This window comes from Streptomyces sp. NBRC 110035 (genome assembly GCF_000829695.1).
In the GTDB taxonomy this organism is placed as follows: Bacteria; Actinomycetota; Actinomycetes; order Streptomycetales; family Streptomycetaceae; genus Streptomyces.
In genome coordinates this window covers 179,592-197,574 of record NZ_BBNN01000026.1, presented here as the reverse complement: position 1 = coordinate 197,574, position 17,983 = coordinate 179,592, and the positions used below count along the sequence as shown (strand labels likewise).

Annotated in this window: 16 protein-coding genes; 4 read left to right on the top strand and 12 right to left on the bottom strand. The window is 70.6% G+C overall.

The genetic code is table 11. The annotated features are described in order from the left end of the window. The 6 genes from TU30_RS17035 to TU30_RS17010 all read right to left on the bottom strand — a co-directional run. Nucleotides 1-601, bottom strand: a 601-nt coding sequence (locus tag TU30_RS17035) for a DUF6444 domain-containing protein (RefSeq protein WP_042170755.1), incomplete at its 3' end; no start/stop codon positions are given. 115 nt (nt 602-716) lie between these two features. Continuing rightward, nucleotides 717-1,562 carry a phytanoyl-CoA dioxygenase family protein gene (locus TU30_RS17030; protein WP_030587691.1) on the bottom strand — a complete coding sequence of 282 codons (846 nt, stop codon included), beginning with the start codon at nt 1,560-1,562 and terminating at the stop codon, nt 717-719. 28 nt (nt 1,563-1,590) lie between these two features. Continuing rightward, the gene (ccrA, locus tag TU30_RS17025; protein ID WP_042170752.1) at nt 1,591-2,961 is read right to left on the bottom strand and encodes a crotonyl-CoA carboxylase/reductase; all 1,371 of its coding nucleotides are present in this window, start codon (nt 2,959-2,961) and stop codon (nt 1,591-1,593) included. Between the two features lie 59 nt (nt 2,962-3,020). Beyond that, nucleotides 3,021-3,416, bottom strand: a complete 396-nt coding sequence (locus TU30_RS17020; RefSeq protein ID WP_030587697.1) for a DUF3037 domain-containing protein — start codon at nt 3,414-3,416, stop codon at nt 3,021-3,023. Then, nucleotides 3,413-4,192, bottom strand: coding sequence for a HipA family kinase (locus tag TU30_RS17015; protein ID WP_234307887.1), 780 nt, complete (start codon nt 4,190-4,192; stop codon nt 3,413-3,415). Before TU30_RS17015 ends, TU30_RS17020 begins: the two co-directional genes overlap by 4 nt. Nucleotides 4,193-4,235: 43 nt before the next feature. Next, nucleotides 4,236-5,414 carry a cytochrome P450 gene (locus tag TU30_RS17010; protein WP_158719333.1) on the bottom strand — a complete coding sequence of 393 codons (1,179 nt, stop codon included), beginning with the start codon at nt 5,412-5,414 and terminating at the stop codon, nt 4,236-4,238. A gap of 194 nt (nt 5,415-5,608) precedes the next feature. On the opposite strand from TU30_RS17010, the gene TU30_RS17005 reads away from it, so the two are divergent. From TU30_RS17005 to TU30_RS16990, 4 genes are read left to right on the top strand one after another with little or no spacing between them, the layout of a single operon-like run. Next, nucleotides 5,609-6,280 (top strand): TetR/AcrR family transcriptional regulator, encoded by a 672-nt coding sequence (locus TU30_RS17005; RefSeq protein ID WP_107068483.1) that lies wholly within the window; start codon nt 5,609-5,611, stop codon nt 6,278-6,280. 57 nt (nt 6,281-6,337) lie between these two features. Further along, a complete protein-coding gene (locus TU30_RS17000; RefSeq protein WP_042170742.1) occupies nt 6,338-8,002 on the top strand; it encodes an MFS transporter in 1,665 nt (554 codons plus the stop codon). A gap of 39 nt (nt 8,003-8,041) precedes the next feature. Continuing rightward, complete coding sequence (locus TU30_RS16995; protein WP_030587711.1) at nt 8,042-8,374, top strand: DUF6204 family protein; 333 nt, start codon at nt 8,042-8,044, stop codon at nt 8,372-8,374. Then, a complete protein-coding gene (locus TU30_RS16990) occupies nt 8,371-8,928 on the top strand; it encodes a DUF2087 domain-containing protein (RefSeq protein ID WP_042170735.1) in 558 nt (185 codons plus the stop codon). The genes TU30_RS16995 and TU30_RS16990 overlap by 4 nt, the downstream gene beginning before the upstream one ends. On the opposite strand, the gene TU30_RS16985 is transcribed toward TU30_RS16990, so the two are convergent. The 6 genes from TU30_RS16985 to TU30_RS16960 are packed head-to-tail and all read right to left on the bottom strand — an operon-like array spanning nt 8,920 to nt 17,938. Continuing rightward, nucleotides 8,920-10,257, bottom strand: a complete 1,338-nt coding sequence (locus TU30_RS16985) for an acyltransferase domain-containing protein (protein ID WP_052479834.1) — start codon at nt 10,255-10,257, stop codon at nt 8,920-8,922. The genes TU30_RS16990 and TU30_RS16985 overlap by 9 nt on opposite strands. A 9-nt stretch (nt 10,258-10,266) precedes the next feature. After that, nucleotides 10,267-11,223: a class I SAM-dependent methyltransferase gene (locus TU30_RS16980; protein WP_042170732.1), complete on the bottom strand. Its 957-nt coding sequence runs from the start codon at nt 11,221-11,223 to the stop codon at nt 10,267-10,269. 31 nt (nt 11,224-11,254) lie between these two features. After that, nucleotides 11,255-11,674, bottom strand: a complete 420-nt coding sequence (gene panD, locus TU30_RS16975) for an aspartate 1-decarboxylase (protein ID WP_042170816.1) — start codon at nt 11,672-11,674, stop codon at nt 11,255-11,257. A gap of 14 nt (nt 11,675-11,688) precedes the next feature. Further along, nucleotides 11,689-12,891 carry a cytochrome P450 gene (locus TU30_RS16970; protein WP_234307886.1) on the bottom strand — a complete coding sequence of 401 codons (1,203 nt, stop codon included), beginning with the start codon at nt 12,889-12,891 and terminating at the stop codon, nt 11,689-11,691. A gap of 14 nt (nt 12,892-12,905) precedes the next feature. After that, a complete protein-coding gene (gene fabD, locus TU30_RS16965; RefSeq protein WP_042170730.1) occupies nt 12,906-16,142 on the bottom strand; it encodes an ACP S-malonyltransferase in 3,237 nt (1,078 codons plus the stop codon). Between the two features lie 23 nt (nt 16,143-16,165). Beyond that, nucleotides 16,166-17,938: a non-ribosomal peptide synthetase gene (locus TU30_RS16960; RefSeq protein WP_158719332.1), complete on the bottom strand. Its 1,773-nt coding sequence runs from the start codon at nt 17,936-17,938 to the stop codon at nt 16,166-16,168. Nucleotides 17,939-17,983 lie beyond the last annotated feature (45 nt).

The following is a 17,983-nucleotide window of genomic DNA, read 5'->3' as shown; positions in this document are numbered from 1 at the left end:
ACAGGACGGTGCCCGTCGAGATCGGCAGGGCGAACATCGATCCCATCGCTTCGGCCAGCCGCTTCGCCGGCAGGTGCTGATACGCCGACAGGTAGCAGATCGCCGCCCGGACACCGGGTCCGTACACGGCGGCCGCGCTGACCTGCCCGGGAGCCACCGCTGCGGTCACGTGCCCGCAGCCGCAGCGGACCTGGTGCAGCCGGTGCTCGGTGACCTCCGGCGTGATCTCGGGCAGATCGAAGACCTGCCGGGCCCGATACCCCGAACTCGCCACACCCGACAGCGTGTTCCCGCAGCCGTCGCACGCGGACGGATGGTGATCGACTATCGCGTCCGGGTCGCAGACCTGCTCCAGCCGGCCACCCGGATCCCCCTTGGCCCGACCCGGCTTACGGCCAGACGCCTTGCGTAGCGATTTCGGCGCGGGCTTCTTGCGCAGCCCGTCACTCGACGGCGGCTTGGAGGAGTTGCGCGAGTTGACGACGACCTGCCGCTCCAGCTCCGCGATCCGCTCCGCCTGCGCGGACACCAGGATCTTCAACTCCGTGACCAGCGTGGCCAGCTCCTCGTAGGAAGGCGGCGACGGCGGGCTGACGGACACAAGATCAACCTACCCGACCGGAACGGCCACCCCGAACGGCATCGCCGCAACTCAGCAGCCGTCCTAAACAGTCACCGGAAATCGAAGGCGGCTGACGGCCGACGCGGGAAGCTCGTCAACCGGCGCGCTCGGCGAGCAGAGTATGCGGGTTACTGGATTCGTACCAGCCGAGGAATGGAGGACAGACGTCGTAGCCCAGGAGACGCTGCAACTCTTCGGGGTACTCGCGGACCACATCCATCGGCACCGCGAGATACTGATTCTCCTCCTGTCGCATGTTGCCGGCGATATACGACAGGGTCAGCCCGGTACGCGGCTCAGTGGATGCATTATGCCCGCCACCGTGATAGAGACCGCCGAGCCAGATCAGCGCGGATCCGGCCGGCATCTCGGCCGGCACCGCCTCATCGCGCTGCGGCGCCCGCTCGTCGTCCCAGCGGTGACTTCCCGGGATCGTCATGGTCGCGCCGTTCTCGGCAGTGAAATCAGTCATCGCGACCATGACCTGGAGCCGTGTGGTGGGCGCGGGGTAGGGCCGCAGGTGAGAGGTGTCGTCGCGGTGCAGCCACTGCGCACCCTCGTCGGGCCAGATTTGGATCACCTGGGTTGCGCTGACCTGGATGTTGGGTGAGATGTTCACCTGCTGACCGCTGAACCACACCGGTACGGGCTGCTGAATGAGCCGGCGGGCAGCGCCGAGGAACAACGGATGCAGCGCAACGGAGGCCATGTGCCGGCTGCGGGCGAACAGCGAGGACATCCGTTTGGTCTTGTGGCCGGAGAAATCATTGTCGCCGTAGCCGAACTTCTCCAGCGCGGGACCCAGGTCGGCCCAGAGGGCCTCTCGGGTGTCGGGGTCCAGAAATTCCTCCACGACGACTGCACCGTCCTCTTCGAGGAGATTGCAGACTCGGTCGAGATCGGCGTCGGAACGGACCGTGACAAGGTTTTTGTCGGTCATTTGTTTCCCCTCCATGAAGGCGTGCGGTTCAGGACGTGACGTCCTTGAGGCTCTCGGCGCGCTCTGGCTGCCGGAATCGGTTGATCGCGTCGAGATGCTCGTCGCGCATCGCGGTGTCGCGGACGCCCAGCCCCTCGTGCGGTGCCAGGGCCAGCACGCCGACCTTGCCGATGTGCCGGTTGCGATACACGTCGTCGACTGCCTGACCGGCGTGTTGCAGGGTGTACGTCCGGGAGAGGGTGGGGTGGATCTTGCCCTTGGCGATGAGGCGGTTGGACTCCCACGCCTCCCGGTAGTTGGCGAAATGCGATCCGACGATCCGTTTGAGCGACATCCACAGGTAGCGGTTGTCGTACTCGTGGCGGTAGCCAGAGGTGGAGGCACAGGTCACGATGGTGCCGCCCTTGCGGGTGACGTACACCGAGGCGCCGAAGGTGTCCCGGCCGGGATGTTCGAAGACGATGTCGGGGTCCTCCCCGCCGGTGAGCTCCCGGATCCGGCGGCCGAACCGTTTCCATTCCGCCGGGTCCTGTGTGTATTCGTCCTTCCAGAACGTGTAGCCCTCGTCCGCGCGGTCGATGACCGCGTCGGCGCCCATCGCCCGGCAGATGGCGGCCTTGGTCGGGCTGGACACCACGCAGATCGGGTTCGCGCCGCCGGCCAGCGCGAACTGCGTCGCGAACGCCCCCACGCCGCCGGATGCGCCCCAGATGAGCACGTTGTCGCCCTGCTTCATCTGGGCGCCGTTGCGGGAGACCAGCTGCCGGTACGCGGTGGAGGCGACCAGACCGGGCGTGCTCGCCTCCTCCCATGTCAGGTGCGCCGGCTTGGGCATCAGCTGGTTCGCTTTGACCAGCGCCAGTTGGGCCAGGCCGCCGAAGTTGGTCTCGTACCCCCAGATGCGCTGGTCCGGGTCGAGCATCGTGTCGCTGTGTCCGTCGGGCGCCTCCAACTCGGCCGACAGGCAGTGCGCGACGACCTCGTCGCCGGGCTTCCACGCGAACACGCCGGGCCCGGTGCGCAGCACGACTCCGGAGAGGTCGGAGCCGATGACGTGGTAGGGCAGGTCGTGACGACGGGCCAGGGGTGAGCGGCGGCCGTACCGGGCCAGGAACGTGAAGGTCGGCAACGGTTCGAAGAGCGAGGACCACACGGTGTTGTAGTTGACCGAGCTGGCCATCACCGCCACCAGCGCCTCCCCGGGCCCGACTTGGGGAACGGCGACCTCGTCGAGGTGCACCGACCGGCGCGGATCGCGGTCCTCGGCCGCGGCTCCGACGAATATCTCGGCCTCGTCCGCGTGCAGGGTCACCGCGCGGTAGCTCTCCGGCACGGGCAGTGCGGCGAAGTCCGCCGGCCGGGTGTCCGGGTCGAGAACGGCGCTGATGATGTCTTGCATCTGTGCTCCTCCGTGTACGCGACTGCGGAAGCTGGGGGACCGGCGGGCCGCCGCCCGGGTCAGTGCACGAGCCGTCCCATCAGGCGCTTGAGCTCGGCGGCCGGATCGGTGGTGAGTCCGCCGTGCACGGGACTGGTCTGGATCACGGTGCTGCGGGGTGCGGTGAGCCAGCCGAAGCGCGCCCCGCGGGTGCCGGCCCCGGCGGGACCGCCCTCGGGACCGCCCGCACACACCGCGCGGATGGTGTCCAGGGCCGCGGTGACCATGTCGATGTCGACGTCGGGGTCGAGCGCTCGAAGGCGATCGGCGTCGATGTGGACCGCGGCGCAGAGGTAGTCCGCGCCGGGGCAGTAGAGCAGCGCCCCGACGTTGATCTGTTCGCTGCGGTCGACGCGCGGGACGGCACGCAGCAGGGCGTAGTCGAAGCTGAGGACGGACGGCGTGGCGGTGGTCATGCGTCCTCCTCCGGCCACCACGCGCGGGGTCCGGCGCATCGGGTGAGCAGGTAGTCCACGTAGCGTTGCCGCAGGCCGGCCGGGTCCGCGTCCGGGGGAACGGAGTTCATGCCCAGCAGGAAGCTGTCCGGGACCAAGGCGATGATCTCGGTCAGTGCCTCGGCGGTCACCGTCTCGGCGAGTGCGGCGTCGAGTTTGGCGAGGACGGCCGGGTCGAGGGTGGCGACCAGGTCGGCGAGCACGTGCTGGGACAGGTCGTACCGGCGCTCGGCCCAGGCGGTGACGGCCGGCCAGGAGTGCTGGAACAGCAGTGCGGCACCGTGGTCGATGGCCCAGAGCTGGCGGTGCCAGATGATCAGGTTGGGATTGGACCAGGTACGGTCGACGTTGGCGGTCAGCGCGTCCAGCCAGTAGATCCTGGCGGCCTCCTCGGCGGGCGGCTCCCATCCGACTCCGTCGTAACCGACCGAGCCGGGCAGAAAGTCCATGCCCAGGTTCTCGCCGGCGCTGGCCCGCAGCAGTTCCTGGATCTCCTGGTCGGGGTCCCGGCGTGCCATCTCCGGGTCGATGTCGACGGTGACGAGTTCGGGGACGCGGATGCCGAGTCGCCGGCCGAGCTCGCCGACGACGATCTCCGCGACCAGGGCCGCGGTGCCCTGGCCCGCGCCACGGAACTTCACGACGTAGACGCCGTCGTTGTCGGCTTCCACCAAGCCGGGCAGCGATCCGCCCTCACGCAGCGGGGTCAGATACTGCGTTCCTAATACTTTTTGCAACAAAACTCATCCTGCTGGTCGTTGTCGGGCATGGAAACGGTGGTCACACGAGCCGGACGGGCAGTCGTGTGACGGCCTTCAGGAAGCGCGGGCCGACCTCGTCGGGGTCGGCGGCCAGGCGCACGTCGGGGAAGCGCCCGAACAGCTTGTTGAGCGCGATCTCGGTCTCCGCCGTGGCCAGCGACGCCCCGGGGCAGAAGTGGTCGCCGGCGGCGAAGCTCAGCTGCGGGTTGTCGTCGCGGGTGACGTCGAGGACGCGCGGGTTGGTGAAGCGCTCCGGGTCGTTGTTGGCGGCGCCGACCACGAGCTGGATCTGGCCGTCCTTGGGGATGGTCACCCCGTCGATCTCGATCGGCTCCGCGGCGAAGCGCGGCAGGGCCATCTTGATCGGGCCGGAGTAGCGCACCAGCTCGCGCACCGCCCGCACGGTGTTCTCCGGCTGCGTCTTGACCAGCTCCAGCTGGTCGGGGTGGGTCAGGAGGTTGAAGAAGCTGAGCGAGATCGAGTGCCGGACCGTGTCGAGCCCGGCCTGCACCAAAACCAGGACCAGAGCTACGAGTTCGACCTCGTCGAGCTTCTCGGTCTCGTCGCTGACCTGGACCAGGTCGGAGATCAGGTCGTCGCCGGGCTGGGCACGGCGCGCGCCTATCAGCCGGATGACCGTGTCGACCATGCCGTGCAGCGCGGGCGGCAGGATCTCCGGGTCGGGGCGGACGAAAGTGGTGAACGCCTCGGACCACTTCAGCCACTGGTCGCGGTACTTGTCGTCGACGCCGAGGAGTTCACAGATGACCGTGGTGGAGATCGGGTGGGCGTACTCGGCGACGAGGTCCGTCTCGCCTCCGGGGTCCATCCGGTCGAGCAGCTGGTCCGCGAGCGACTCGATCCGGGGGCGCAGGGACTTGACCCGGCGCACCGAGAACGCCCGGTCGATCAGGGACCGCACGCGCCGGTGGTCCTCCGGCACCATCGTCATGATCGTCGAGTCGAAGTACTTGAGCAGCTCCTCGGGCACGCCGCGGCGGCGCATGCTGTCGAGGTGGACGCCCTCCGGCGGGTGGTTGCTGACCCGGCGATCGGCGAACAGGCTGCGGACCGCCTCGTAACGGGTGACGACGTAGACGTCGTTGCCATCGGAGAAGCGACCCGGGCACACCGGTCGGGGCGCTCCTGTCCAGCGTTCCCCCGCCTCGCGGTCGGTCACGAAATTGACGTCGGACAAGTCGAACTCGACGTCCGTCCAATCGAATGTTCCGGTCACCAACATCCCCATTCGCTAGCTTCACAACGCTGATCCGGGTGTTGACGGGGGCCGCTGGCGAGCGGTGCGGCACACTCCGGGTTGAACCAGGCAGCATTCAGATACATGACTGTATCAGAATGCGGTACTGTATCTGAGTTCTCGGAAGGAGGCCGATCATCAGCAAACGACTCACCCGGCAGGAGAGCCGGGAAATCACGCGCCAGGAGCTGCTGCAGGCAGCTGCCGACCTGTTCGCCGAATGCGGCGTCAACGGCACCTCGGTCGAACAGATCGTGGAACGCGCCGGATACACCCGGGGCGCCTTCTACGGCAACTTCGACGGCAAGCAACAGCTGATCCTGGCCCTCCTGGAGCAGCGCACCGAGCGCGAACTGGCCGAGGTACAGGCACTCAGCGCCAACGCCGGCTCGTTCGAGGAGACGATCGAGCACCTGCGCACCTGGCACCGCGAGCGGGACAAGAACTTCGCGAGCTGGCTGGCCCTGCGCACCGAGCTGTGGCTCTACGGCATGCGCGATCCTGCAGTGCTGTCCGTGCTGGCCGACCGCGAGCGCCGCTCCCGCGAGGCGATGACCCAGGCCCTCACGCAGGGTTTCGCCGCCCGCTCGGTCACCCCGCCCGCGCCGGTGGAGCTGCTCGCCCTGATCGTGCACGCCCTGGACGACGGGCTCTCCATCCAGCGCGTGCTCTCGGCCGGCGAGAGCCCGGCCGGGGGCGTCATGGACGTGGTGGATCTGCTGATGCGGTCGTGGACCGCGCTGGCCCGCGCCGGGACCACCGAACCCACCGGTCCGCCCGCCCCGGAGAGCGGCACCACTCCCTGAGCCGTCGGCCGGTCCCTTCTCCCGGCCACGCCATACCGAAGAACTGGAGTACCCCCCATGAGCGAGGAAGCGAAGTCGACGACGGCGGAAGCGGCTCTCGGACCGCCCGTCGCCGCCGACGGTCCGGACCCCAAGCGCTGGCTGGCGCTGATCGTCCTGCTTGCCGCGACTTTCATGGACCTGCTCGACGTCAACATCGTCACCGTGGCGATCCCGAGCATCCAGAAGGACCTCGGCGCCTCCTCGGCCGCCGTCCAGGCGCTGAACGTCGGTTACACCCTGTCCTTCGCGGTCACGCTGATCACCGGCGGCCGTCTCGGCGACATCTTCGGCCGCAAACGGGCCTTCCTGGCCGGCGTCGCCGGCTTCGTCGTGGCCTCGGCCCTGTGCGCCTTCGCCCCCAGCGCCGAAGTCCTGGTGGCGTCCCGAGTGCTGCAGGGCATCACCGCCGCGATCATGGTGCCGCAGGTCCTGGCGATCATCTACGTGACCTTCCCGGCGGAGGAGATCGGCCGGGTCGTCAGCCTGTACGCCAGCATGATCGGCCTGGCCATCGTCGCCGGACCGCTGCTGGGCGGCGTGCTGGTCTCCTGGGATCCGGGCGGCCTGGGATGGCGGACCGTCTTCGTGGTCAACCTGCCGTTCGGCGCGGCCGCCCTGATCGCCGGCGCGATGTGGATGCGCGAGTCGAAGTCGTCCCGTGCCACCCGGCTGGACCTGGTCGGCATGGTGCTGGTGACCACCGGCCTGCTGTTGCTGCTGCTGCCCCTGCTGCGCGGCCGCGAACTCGGCTGGCCGGCCTGGAGCATCGCCTCGCTGATGGCCTCCGTGCCGGTCCTCGTGGCGTTCGTCTACTACGAGCGGTACAAGACCGCCAAGGACAGGTCGCCCCTGGTCGTCCTCTCCCTCTTCAAGATCCGGACCTTCGGTGCCGGGGTCGGCGCGCAGCTGCTGTTCAGCTGCATCCCGGCCGGCTTCTTCCTCAGCTGGACGCTCTACCTGCAGGGCGGTCTCGGCTGGTCGGCGCTGCACACCGGTCTTACCGCGATCCCGTTCTCGCTGGGCGTCCCGATCGCCGGCAACCTCGCCGTCCGCAAGCTGTTCCCCCTCTACGGGCGCAACTGCCTGTTCGCCGGGGCGCTGCTGATGATGGCCGGGCTTCTGCTGTACGCGTGGATCGCCGACCTGGCCGGCGAATCGATCACCTCCTGGCACGCCGTCGTCCCGATGCTGCTGCTCGGCTCCGGCATGGGCATGCTGCTGGCTCCGCTGACCGGCCTGACCCTGAACAACGTCGAGCCGCGGGAGGCGGGCGCGGCGTCCGGCCTGATCAACGCGGCCGGTCAGCTCGGCGCTGCCCTCGGCGTGGCGATCATCGGTGCGATCTTCTTCTCCGGCCTCGCCTCCCATGCGGGCACGGAGGCCGACCGGGTGCTGCCGAGCGTCCCGGCCGTCGCCTCGCAGCAGGCCGAGATCCGCACCTGCGCCGTCGACGCCCACGACCAGGCCGACCTCACCGCCGTGCCCGACACCTGCCGCGCCCTCGGCACCGATGACCCCGCCCAGCAGGAGGTGATCGGAAACGCCCTGGCCGACATCAACTCCGGGACGTTCACCGCCGCCTTCAGCGAAGCCCTCTACTGGGCGTCCGCAGGCCTGGCCGCGGTGATCTGCCTGCTGTTCCTGCTGCCGCGGCAACCGCGGCGCCTGGGAGTGTCCTGACCGTCCCCGTCCCCCCGACACCTGAGGAGCACCACCACCATGCCCCGCAAGAATTACCAGATCATCGTCTACGGCAAATTCGCGCCGCTCGACGACGACCAGCGCGCCAAGTTGCTGGCCGTGGCCGACAAGCACGACCTGTTCCAGTCGAAGTTCACCGAGGAGGGCACCGTCACCTACGAGCGGACCCTGCTCACCTTCACCTTCCGCTGTGTCGTGAAGGCCGACGCCGAGGACAAGATCGACGAGGTCGTCGCCGGGGCCGAGAAACTGGCCACGGCCGCCGTCCGGGACCTCGGCGCCGATGTGCGCGACCTGCGGTCCGTCTGCACCGACCTGGAGACCATCAAGATCAAGCGACGGGGACGATGACGCCCGAGACATTCACCATTCTCCTTTCCGACTCCGCTCTGCGGCGGGTTTTCTCGGCCATAGCCCTGGGCTCGTCGACGTCCGCGGAGATCCTCGCCACGACCGGGCTCGCCGCCCCGGAGGCCGCCCCGGCGATCGGCCGGCTGCTGCGCGAGGGACTGGTCGTCGCCCAGGGCCCGGGCCGGCTGGCCGTCGACGAGGCCGCCCTGGGCGCCGCGGCCGAGACCGCCGGCCTCCGCCTGCAGGAGCAGGCGGAGGCCGAACAGCCCGATCCCGGGCTGCGCGGCTACGTCCGTGGCACGGTGCTGGTCCGGCTGCCGGAGGACGACGACGAGACCCGGCGGGCCGTGCTGGACCACGTCGCGGCGACGACCTTCGAGGCCGACCGGGGGTACGACGAGCGCACCGTGACCGATCTGCTGCGGCCGTGGTGCGAGGGCACCACCGTGGACCCGGTCTCGCTGCGGCGGTTCCTGGTCGACGACGGCTTCCTGCACCGCAAGTCGGGCGCCTACCGGCTCGTCTCCCTCGTCGGGCCCGGCCAGTCATCCTGAACCCGCCGCAACCGGCGAGGACCGCGGGCACCGGACGGCCTCCAGGACGGCGGCCTGGTAGGGCGTGAGCGCCGGCCCCGGCGGGGCGGACGTCGGCCAGTGCGGGTCGCGGCCATACGTGAAGAGCGTGCCGAGCGACGACAGCATGGCCCGGCGTTCGGTCCGCCGACGGCCGGAGGGCAGCACCTCCCCCGGCCGTCCGGCGCTCTCCAGCGTCTGCCGCAGGCTGCTGAGCAGCACCGGATGGGTGCTGACCTCGACGAAGATCTCGTGGCCGTCCTCGGCCAGCCGGCCGGTGGTGGCGGCGAACCGGACCGGCTCGCGCAGGTTGCGCATCCAGTACTCTGGCCCGAGCTCGGTGCCGGGCACCGGCGCCGCGGTCACGGTCGAGTAGATCGGCACCCGTGACGGCACCGGGCTCAGCGAGCGCAGCGCCGTAGCCAGGTCGTCGCGCAATTCGTCGACGTAGTGACTGTGCGAGGCAACCGTGCCCCGCACCATCCGGCAGTAGACGCCGCGCCGGTCAAGGTCCTCGACCAGTGCGGTCAGCGTGGCGGTGTCCCCGGCCAGCACGGTCGAGCGGGGACTGTTCTCCCCGGCGACGCAGATACGGCCTCCGCTGGAGGCGGCCAGGGCGTGCGCGGCCTCGGGCGACAGCTCGGTGGTGGCCAGCGCACCCCGGCCGGCGATGCGCCGCAGCAGGGCGCTGCGGCGGCATGCGATCAGCAGGGCGTCGTCGAGACCGAGCGCTCCGGCCGCGTACCCGGCGGAGATCTCGCCCATGCTGTGCCCGGTCACCGCGTCCGGCTCCACGTGCCAGCTGCGCCACAGGGCCGTCAGGGCGATCTGCAACGACACCATCGTCGGCTGCAGCACGTCGATCTCACCGAGCCGCGATGCCGCCGGGCCGGCCCGTAGCTGCTGGATCACCGAGAAGCCGGCCAGCTCACGTACCCGTTCGTCGCAGTGCCGCAGTGCCACGCGGAAGACCGGCTCGGTGGCCAGCAGCTCCAAGCCCATGCCGTCCCACTGAGCGCCCTGACCGGCGAAGACGAACACCAGTCCCGGTCGGCGGGACAGCGGCGGAGCCGACGCCCGGTCGGCCCACCCCTGTACCAGCTTGTCCAGGCCCGCGGCGAGGTCGTCGTACGACTCGGCGGCGACAGCGGCCCGGTGTGCCAGACCGGTCGTCGCGGCTGCCGCGTCATGGCAGTACCGGGCCAGCGAGGGCAGATCCCGGCCAGCACGGATCCGGCCGACGTGGCCGCGGACCGCGGCGAGCAGGCCGTCCTCGGTCTCGGCGGCGACAGCGAACAGTCGTACGGTCACTTCTCCCCCTCAGACTCGGACGGCGACCTGGTGCCGATAGCTCTCCATCGGCAGGCCGCTCATCCACGGCACGAGGCCCAGTCGGCTGAGCACCTTGATCGAGGCGGGCGGCTGGTAGTCGGCGAACATGCCGCCGAACATGAGGATCTGACTGTGCGTGGCGATCGTGCGCACCAGCGGGTTCATCCGCTGCCGGTCCAGCGTGCGGCGGAAGCGGCTGCCCCGAGCCATCCGACGGCGCACCGCGGCGCGCACCTCACCGGAGACGTCGTGATCGCTGATCCACTTCAGCTGGGGCATCTCCTCGGTGATCCCGCGCATCGTCCGCAGCCGCTGGCGGGTGAACACATCGATGTGGGACAGCGTCCCGCCCGGACCCAGCACCCGCGCGGCCTCGTGCAGAAAGCGGCCCAGATCGGGATACGTGTGCGAGCTCTCGATGTTGATCAGCACATCCACCGAGGAGTCTTCGAACGGCAGCTTCTCGGCATCGCCGTGCACGAAGCGCAGGCTCTCGCCCCGGGCCAGAGTGGCCTCGGCCCGGGCGATCGCCTTCGGCGACAGGTCCAGGCCGGTCATCCGGGCGCCGGGAACGAGCCGGGACAGGAAATTGAGCCCCTCGCCCGTCCCGCAGCCCACCTCGAGGACCGCCCGGCCGGCGCATCCGTCCATACCGTCGGGAAGATCGCGCAGGGCCAGGTAGTAGAGCTGCTCGCTGAAACCGTCGGTGCCGAACTCGGTGAAGCCGGGCAGCCGGACCTCGATCTCGGCGGCCAGGTCAGGGTCGTACATCCCCCAGTTCCACAGCTCGCCGCGGCCGGACAGGGTGGCCGCCATGTCGTAGATGGAGGAGCTGGCCGACTTCATGCCGGCGGCCTCCACCCCCGAACGGGGTGCTCTAGACTCGTCGAGGTTGATGTCCGCCAGACCGGCGGTGAAGGCGGTCATCACATCGGGTTGGCTCATTGTGGTCTCCGAGTTCGCCGGATCGGTGCGGTCACGCGCTGACGGTGTCGCCGCGCATCAGGTCGTCGGCGCCGTCGGGCGCCTCGGCCGGGTCGGAGCCGACGTGCTGCGGCCGGTTGCCGCCGTCGACGAAGACCACGCTCGGCCGGTACGAGCGAGCCTGTTCCTCGGCCATCGCCGCATACGAGATGATGATCACCAGGTCGCCGGGGCTGATCAGCCGGGCCGCCGCGCCGTTGATGCCGACCACACCGCTGCCGGCCGGTCCCTCGATGACGTAGGTGCTGAGCCGGGCGCCGTTGTCGATGTCGACGACGTCGACCTTCTCTCCGGGCAGCAGGTTCGCGGCGGCCATCAGCGTCGAGTCGAGCGTGAGCGAGCCGACGTAGTGCAGATCCGCCTGCGTCACCGTGGCACGGTGAATCTTTGACTTGAGCATCTCTCGGTACACCGGGTGGTCTCCGTTCACCACGTCACCGGCAGCTCGTGGACGCCGTAGATGATCGATTCGGGGTTCGTGCGGATCTGGTCCGCCGATGTCGCCAAGCGCAGCTCGGGCAGCCGCCGGGCCAGCGCCTCGAACGCGATCCGCAGTTCCAGTCGGGCCAGTTGCTGCCCGACGCACTGGTGGATGCCGTAGCCGAACGACAGATGTGCCACCGGCGGCCGGGTGATGTCGAGGCGGTCCGGGTCCTCGCAGAGCGCCGGGTCCCGGTTCGCCGCGGCCAGTGACAGGGACACGGCGTCGCCCTCGGTGAAGTGGTGTCCGTCGAAGTCCATGTCGACGCCGGCCGCGCGAATCGAGCCGGCGTGCATGACCGTCACATAACGCAGCAGTTCTTCCACCGCACCCGCGCCCAGGCCCCCCGGGTCCGCGGCGAGGGCCGCGTACTGGTCGGGGTGGGCCAGCAGGGCGAAGGTGCCCAGCGCGATCATGTTCTTGCTGGTGTCGTAGCCGCCCACGAGCAGCACGCTGCCGATGGTCGCCAGTTCCTCGTCGCTGAGATCGCCGTCGGCGACCAGCGTGCCGAGCAGGTCGTCGGTGGGCTCTTCGCGTTTGGAACGGATCAGCTCCATCAGCTGCCCACCGACGTTCTGCCAGCCGGCGATCGCCTCCTCCGCGCTGGAGTGGACGGTCAGCAGTGCCTTGATGCCCTTGACGAACACGTCCCGCCGGTCGGCGGGGACACCGAGCAGTTCGCAGATCACCAGCCCGGCGACCGGTTCGGCGAACGCGGCGACCAGATCGGTGGGGCCGCCTTCCTCGATCATCCTGCCGAGGTACAGCTCGACGTGCTCGGCCAGCCTCGGCTCCATGGTCCGGGTGCGGCGGGCCGAGAACCAGGCGGTCAGCCGGCGCCGGTAGTGGGTGTGCTCCGGCGGGTCCATCGCCGTGAACATCCCCGGTGCCAGCTCGGTCCGGTCCCCGGCCATCGGCAGCGGAATGGGGGTGCGCAGCAGGTCGCCGCGCGAGCTCATGCCCCGGGAGGCGAGGAGCCGGCGTACCTGGTCGTAGCCGGTGATCAGCCAGCCGAGGTGGCCGTCGGGGAAGACCATGCGGGCCACCGGCTGCTCCGCGCGCAGCTCGGCGAGTTCGGGTGCGGGGGCGAACGGACAGGCGCCCCGGGTCATGGGCAGGCCGTCGACGGAACGAACGGTCTCGGACACAACGCTCTCCTTTGCTACACGCCGGTGAACCCGACGATCTCGGCGGCTTCGGTGATGAGTCGGTCGGCCAGCTGGTCGGCGTGCCGGTCGCGCCAGGCCTCGTACGGGGTGCCGCGCAGCCAGTGGTTGCAGGCGCCCAGCGCCGGCCCGCAGGCCACCTGGTAGTCCGCGACGCGCTCCGGGGTGCCCTCGATCGCCCACCGCTGGGCTTGGGCGCAGTACCAGCGGAAGACCAGGGCCATCCGGCGCTTGGGGTCGGCCGGCTCGCCGGCGGGGACCACCCGCGACGCCAGTTCCTCGAAACCCGCGCCGAAGTAGTCGCGTTCCACCCGGGCCCGGATCTGACCGGGCACGGCGTCCCAGGAGTCGTAGGTCCGCCACAGGTCGTAAAGCTTGCCGGCGCGTACGTGGAAGAGGACGCCCTTGCGCAGCACCCGGGCCCGGCCGCCGAGCTCGAACAGCGCTCCGTACGGGGCGTACGCGGTGTCGTGCACGTCGAGGTTCGGCAGCAGGTCCTTGGCGGCTTCGCTGAGCCCGCTCTCGGCGGTGCAGAGGTTGATCGATCCGGTGAGGACGAAGTCGGCGCCCAGGACGAAAGCGGCGGCGGCCGCCTCCGGAGAGCCGATGCCTCCGCCACCTCCGACGCGTACGTCGGAGGCCACCCCGCCGAGTTGCGCTCGCAGCCGGCGCACCGAGGGCAGCAGCGCGGGCAGTGCTCCCTGGTCGGTGTAGTCGGCGCCGTCGCCGATCGCGCAGATGTCGTCGGCCAGAGCGATCCGCTCGCCGGCCGCGGCTTCCTCGGCGGTGAGCAGTCCGTCGTCGGCCAGCCGTTCCACGAGGGGGCGCGGCGGCGGCGCGAAGAACAGGCGGGCGGTGTCCAGGCGGGTCACCTTGGCCAGCAGCTTGCGTGGCGCGTGCACGGTGCCGTCCGCCAGGACACGGGCACCGGTCAGACGGTGCCTCACCAGTGCGGGGGTCACCTCGACGTAGGTGGCCGCCTCGACGAGGGAGACGTTCTCACGGACCAGCAGGTCGACCAGGTCGGCCTCGGCGCGCGGGTCGAACGGGTCGTAGGTGAGGTTGACCCCGAACGGTGCGGCGGCCCCGGCCGCCGCCCGGATGCCGCGGATCGCGTCGGCGACGTCCGCGAGCGGGAGCCCGGCCGCACCGAAACAGCCGAGCAGGCCGGAGCGGGCCAGTCGGGCGACCAGCTCGACGGAGCTGACACCGTGGTGCATGCCACCGGCGACATAGGCATGCCGGACGCCGTGGTCGCGCCGGAACGCCGCCGAACCCGGCTGGGCGCGCTGCGGCGCCGAAGCACGGACCGGTCCGGTCGGCACCACGATCCGTTCCGGCTCGGGCCGGAGCGGTGTCGCCTCCTCCCGGATCCGGGCGATCAGCTTGGTCAGCACCTGCCCCGGACCCAGTTCGCGGGCCCGGAAGGCGCCTCGGCCCATCAGCAGCCGGATGCTGTCGGTCCATCGCACCGGGGAGACGATCTGCCGGCGCAGCGTGGCGGCCACGGCGTCCGGCGCGTACGGCCGGGCGTCGACGTTGCTGATCACGGGGATCTTCGGGGCGGCGAACGGCGTGGCGTCCAGCAGGCGCCCGAACTCCTCCGCGGCCTGCGCCATGTAGCGGCTGTGGAAGGGGGCGCTGACGTTGAGCGGGGCGCAGCGGGCACCCTTGTCCTTGAACACCGCGAGCGCGCGGTTGACCGCGTCGGCCGGGCCCGCGATGACTGTCTGGGTCGGCGCGTTGTAGTTGGCGATGTCCAGTCCGGACAGCTCGGCATCGCGCAGCACCTCCCGGACCAGGTCGGCGTCGACGGCCGAGACCGCCGCCATCGTGCCGCCGGTAACCTGTCCCATCAGCCGGCCGCGTTCGGCGACCAGGCGCAGCCCGGTCTCGAAGTCGTACACGCCGGCGGCGAACAGGGCGGCGAACTCACCGAGGCTGTGCCCGAGCAGGTAGTCGGGCAGGCGGCCGCCCTCCTGCAGGGCGGCCAGCCAGGTGAGGGCGTCGACCACGTACAGGGCGGGCTGGGTGTACCGGGTGTCGCGCAGGTTGCGGCCGGGGTCCTCCAGACACAGCTCACGGATCGAGTACCCGAGGACGGCGTCGGCCCGTTCGACCAGCTCGGGGAACCGGTCGAAGAGGTCTCGGCCCATTCCCTTGGCCTGAGCGCCCTGGCCGGGGAAGACATAGACGTCGAAGCCGTCTTCCGGGGTGGCCGGGTCGGCCACGGGCGTCTCAGTGATCATGGCGGTCACCTCTGTTCGTCGAGCGGGTGCGGCGATGAGCGAGCGGGTGTCGAGCACCGCCTGGTACAGCACCTCGTCCCGGGCGTACGGGGAGAGCAGCGGCAACACCCGGGACCGGCTGCCCTCGGGAAGCCGGTCCCGCACCAGGTTGGCCATCGACCCGGACGGGCCCAGGTCCAGGAAGAGCAGATCGTCGCGGGCCAGCAGTGGTTCGAGGGCTCGTGTCAGGTCGAACGGCTCGCGCAGGACCTGCCAGAAGTGGGCCGAGTCGGGGCGGTGTATCTCGGTACCGGTCGTTCCGGAGATCAGCGGGATCGTGGCGGGGCGCGGGGTGAGGCGGCCCACGAGCTTCGTGAACGCGTCGCGCACGCCGTCGATCAGCGGTGAGTGGAACGGGTACAGCACCGGGAGCCGCTGGCAGAGCACACCTCCGGCGTTCAGGTGGCGCTCGATGTCGTCGAGCCGGTCGGCCGTGCCCGCGAGCACGAAGTTGTCCGGGCCGTTGACCGCGGCCAGATGAGCCCCGGCCAGTGCGGGATCGCGGTCGACGAGGTCGGCGTCGGCGAGGACCGCCAGCATGCCGCCGCGCGGGCACTCCGCCTCGAAGAGCGCCACTTGTTCCAGCAGCGAGCGCAGGCATTCCTCGGGGTCGAAGATGCCGGCCACCGTGGCGGCGACGACCTCGCCCAGGCTGGCGCCTAGCACCAGCTCCGGCTCGAAGCCGCGGGCGCGCAGCATGCGGGCCAGCGCGTACTCCACCATGAAGATGGCCGGCTGGGTGAGTGACAGTCGGGTCATGGCCGTCTCAGCGCCGCGGCCGTCGCGGTGGATCGCGGTGATGACCGAGTCGTCCTGGACGTCGCGCACCACCGCGTCCAGGGAGTCCAGAGCCTCGCGGAAGACCGGGTCGGCACCGTAGAGCCACCGGCCCATGCCGTGGTACTGGGAGCCCTGGCCCGCGAAGAGGAAGACCGGTGTCAGCATGGTGAGGGGCCCTCCGCGGTCGCTCACGTGAGCCCGCGCAGGCGGCCGGCCAGCGCGGCGGGGGTCGGGTTCTCGAACACGTCGGTGAGAGCCAGCCGGACGCCGGTCTCGTCCTTGATGCGCTGAGCGAGCGAGGCGGCCAGCAGCGAGTGGCCGCCGCTGGTGAAGAAGTGGGTGTCGGCATCCAGGTCCGGCCGGTCGAGGAGCTCGGCGAAGAGCTTGGTGACGGTGGTGGTGAGCGCGTCGCCGCCGTCAGCGCCCGCGGTGTCGCCGCCGGCCGCGGCCGGCTGTAGCGCGGCGAGGTCCGCCAGTGCCAGATAGTCGACCTTGTCGCTTCCGGTGCGCGGGAACGCCTCCACCGCGAGGAACCGGTGCGGTACCACCGAGCGCGGCAGCCGTCGCCGGGCGTGCTCCCAGAGCTCGTCCACCGCCTCGGGCCGGTGCGGCACCTGTACGAAGGCGGCCAGGCTGCCGTCCGTGGCGGGGTCGCCGACCACCAGCACGGCGGCCGCCTCGACGTCCGGATGATCGGACAGCACCGCTTCGATCTCGCCCAGCTCGATCCGGTTGCCGCGCAGCTTCACCTGCCGGTCCATGCGGCCCAACAGGTCGATGCGGCCGTCCAGCAGCCAGCGCGCCACATCTCCCGAGCGGTAGAAGCGTCCCCATGGGGAGTCCGCCCCGAAGCGCTCGGCGGTGAGGTCCGGCCGGCCGTGGTAGCCGGAGGCGACACCGACTCCGGCGACGCACAGCTCGCCGCGCAGGCCGATCGGCAAGGGTTCCCCGTTCGGGCCGGCGATGAAGACCCGGGTGTTGGCGATCGGCGTCCCCACATCCACGCGGTCGCCGGGCTTTGCCGAGACCCGGCCCGCGGTCGCCCAGATCGTGCTCTCCGTCGGACCGTAGACGTTCCACAGTTCGGCGCCCGCCGCGGTCAGGGTCGCGGCCAGCGCGCCGGGCAGGGGCTCACCGCCGCTGAGCAGGGTGCGGCCGGCAAGCAGGTCGGTGATGCGGTCGGCGACCAGTCGCCAGGTGGTCGGTGTCGCCTGCAGGAATCCGATGTCGTGGGCGCGTATCTCCTCGGCCAGCAGGGCTCCGTCGGTGCGGGCCTCGTCGGGCAGCACGACCGTGTGGCCGCCGTGCAGCAGCGGCATCATCAGTTCCAGCGACGAGGTGTCGAAGCTGTACGTACTGAGCCAGCCGGTGGGCCGCGCCGTCGTGGCGACGCCGAAGCGCACCGCGTAGTCGGTGATGTGGTTGACCAGGCTCCGGTGCGTGATCGGGATGCCCTTCGGCCGTCCCGTCGATCCGGACGTGTAGATCACGTACGCCAGGGCGTCCGGGCCGGCCACGCCCGCCCTGTCGGCATCCACGGGAACGGTGGGGACGGCGTCGAGGTCAGGGGCCGGGATCGTGCGCCGGTCGCCGGGCACGGTGAGCCCGGCGCCGGTCACCACCACCCTGGCGCCCGCGTCGTTGAGCTGATAGGCGATCCGCTCCGCCGGGTGGTGCGGGTCCAGCGGCAGGTACGACGCTCCGGCAAGCCATGTGCCGAACACCGCGGCGGCCAGCTCCGCACCACGCGGCAAAAGCAGCGCGACGACGTCGCCGGGGCGGACACCGGCCGCCGTCAGCCGCTCGGCGGTGTGCACGGCGGCGCACCACAGGCGGCCGTAGCTCACCGACTGAACGCCGTCGCGGACCGCGATGGCGTCCGGCTCGGCCGCGGCGCGCTCGGCGAATCCGGCGAGCAGCCGGCGCCAGTTCTCCCCGACGGCGGCATGGATGGCGCCCATGACCGCGGCCGCCACAACATGGGGGTCATGTCGTCCGGTCCGGCG

Excerpts from the sequence above, each read along its gene's own strand:
- TU30_RS17030 (WP_030587691.1), bottom strand. The coding sequence starts at position 1,562 with ATGACCGACAAAAACCTTGTCACGGTCCGTTCCGACGCCGATCTCGAC.
- ccrA (WP_042170752.1), bottom strand. The coding sequence starts at position 2,961 with ATGCAAGACATCATCAGCGCCGTTCTCGACCCGGACACCCGGCCGGCG.
- TU30_RS17020 (WP_030587697.1), bottom strand. The coding sequence starts at position 3,416 with ATGACCACCGCCACGCCGTCCGTCCTCAGCTTCGACTACGCCCTGCTG.
- TU30_RS17000 (WP_042170742.1), top strand. The coding sequence starts at position 6,338 with ATGAGCGAGGAAGCGAAGTCGACGACGGCGGAAGCGGCTCTCGGACCG.
- TU30_RS16995 (WP_030587711.1), top strand. The coding sequence starts at position 8,042 with ATGCCCCGCAAGAATTACCAGATCATCGTCTACGGCAAATTCGCGCCG.
- TU30_RS16990 (WP_042170735.1), top strand. The coding sequence starts at position 8,371 with ATGACGCCCGAGACATTCACCATTCTCCTTTCCGACTCCGCTCTGCGG.
- TU30_RS16980 (WP_042170732.1), bottom strand. The coding sequence starts at position 11,223 with ATGAGCCAACCCGATGTGATGACCGCCTTCACCGCCGGTCTGGCGGAC.
- fabD (WP_042170730.1), bottom strand. The coding sequence starts at position 16,142 with ATGCTGACACCGGTCTTCCTCTTCGCGGGCCAGGGCTCCCAGTACCAC.
- TU30_RS16960 (WP_158719332.1), bottom strand. The coding sequence starts at position 17,938 with ATGGGCGCCATCCATGCCGCCGTCGGGGAGAACTGGCGCCGGCTGCTC.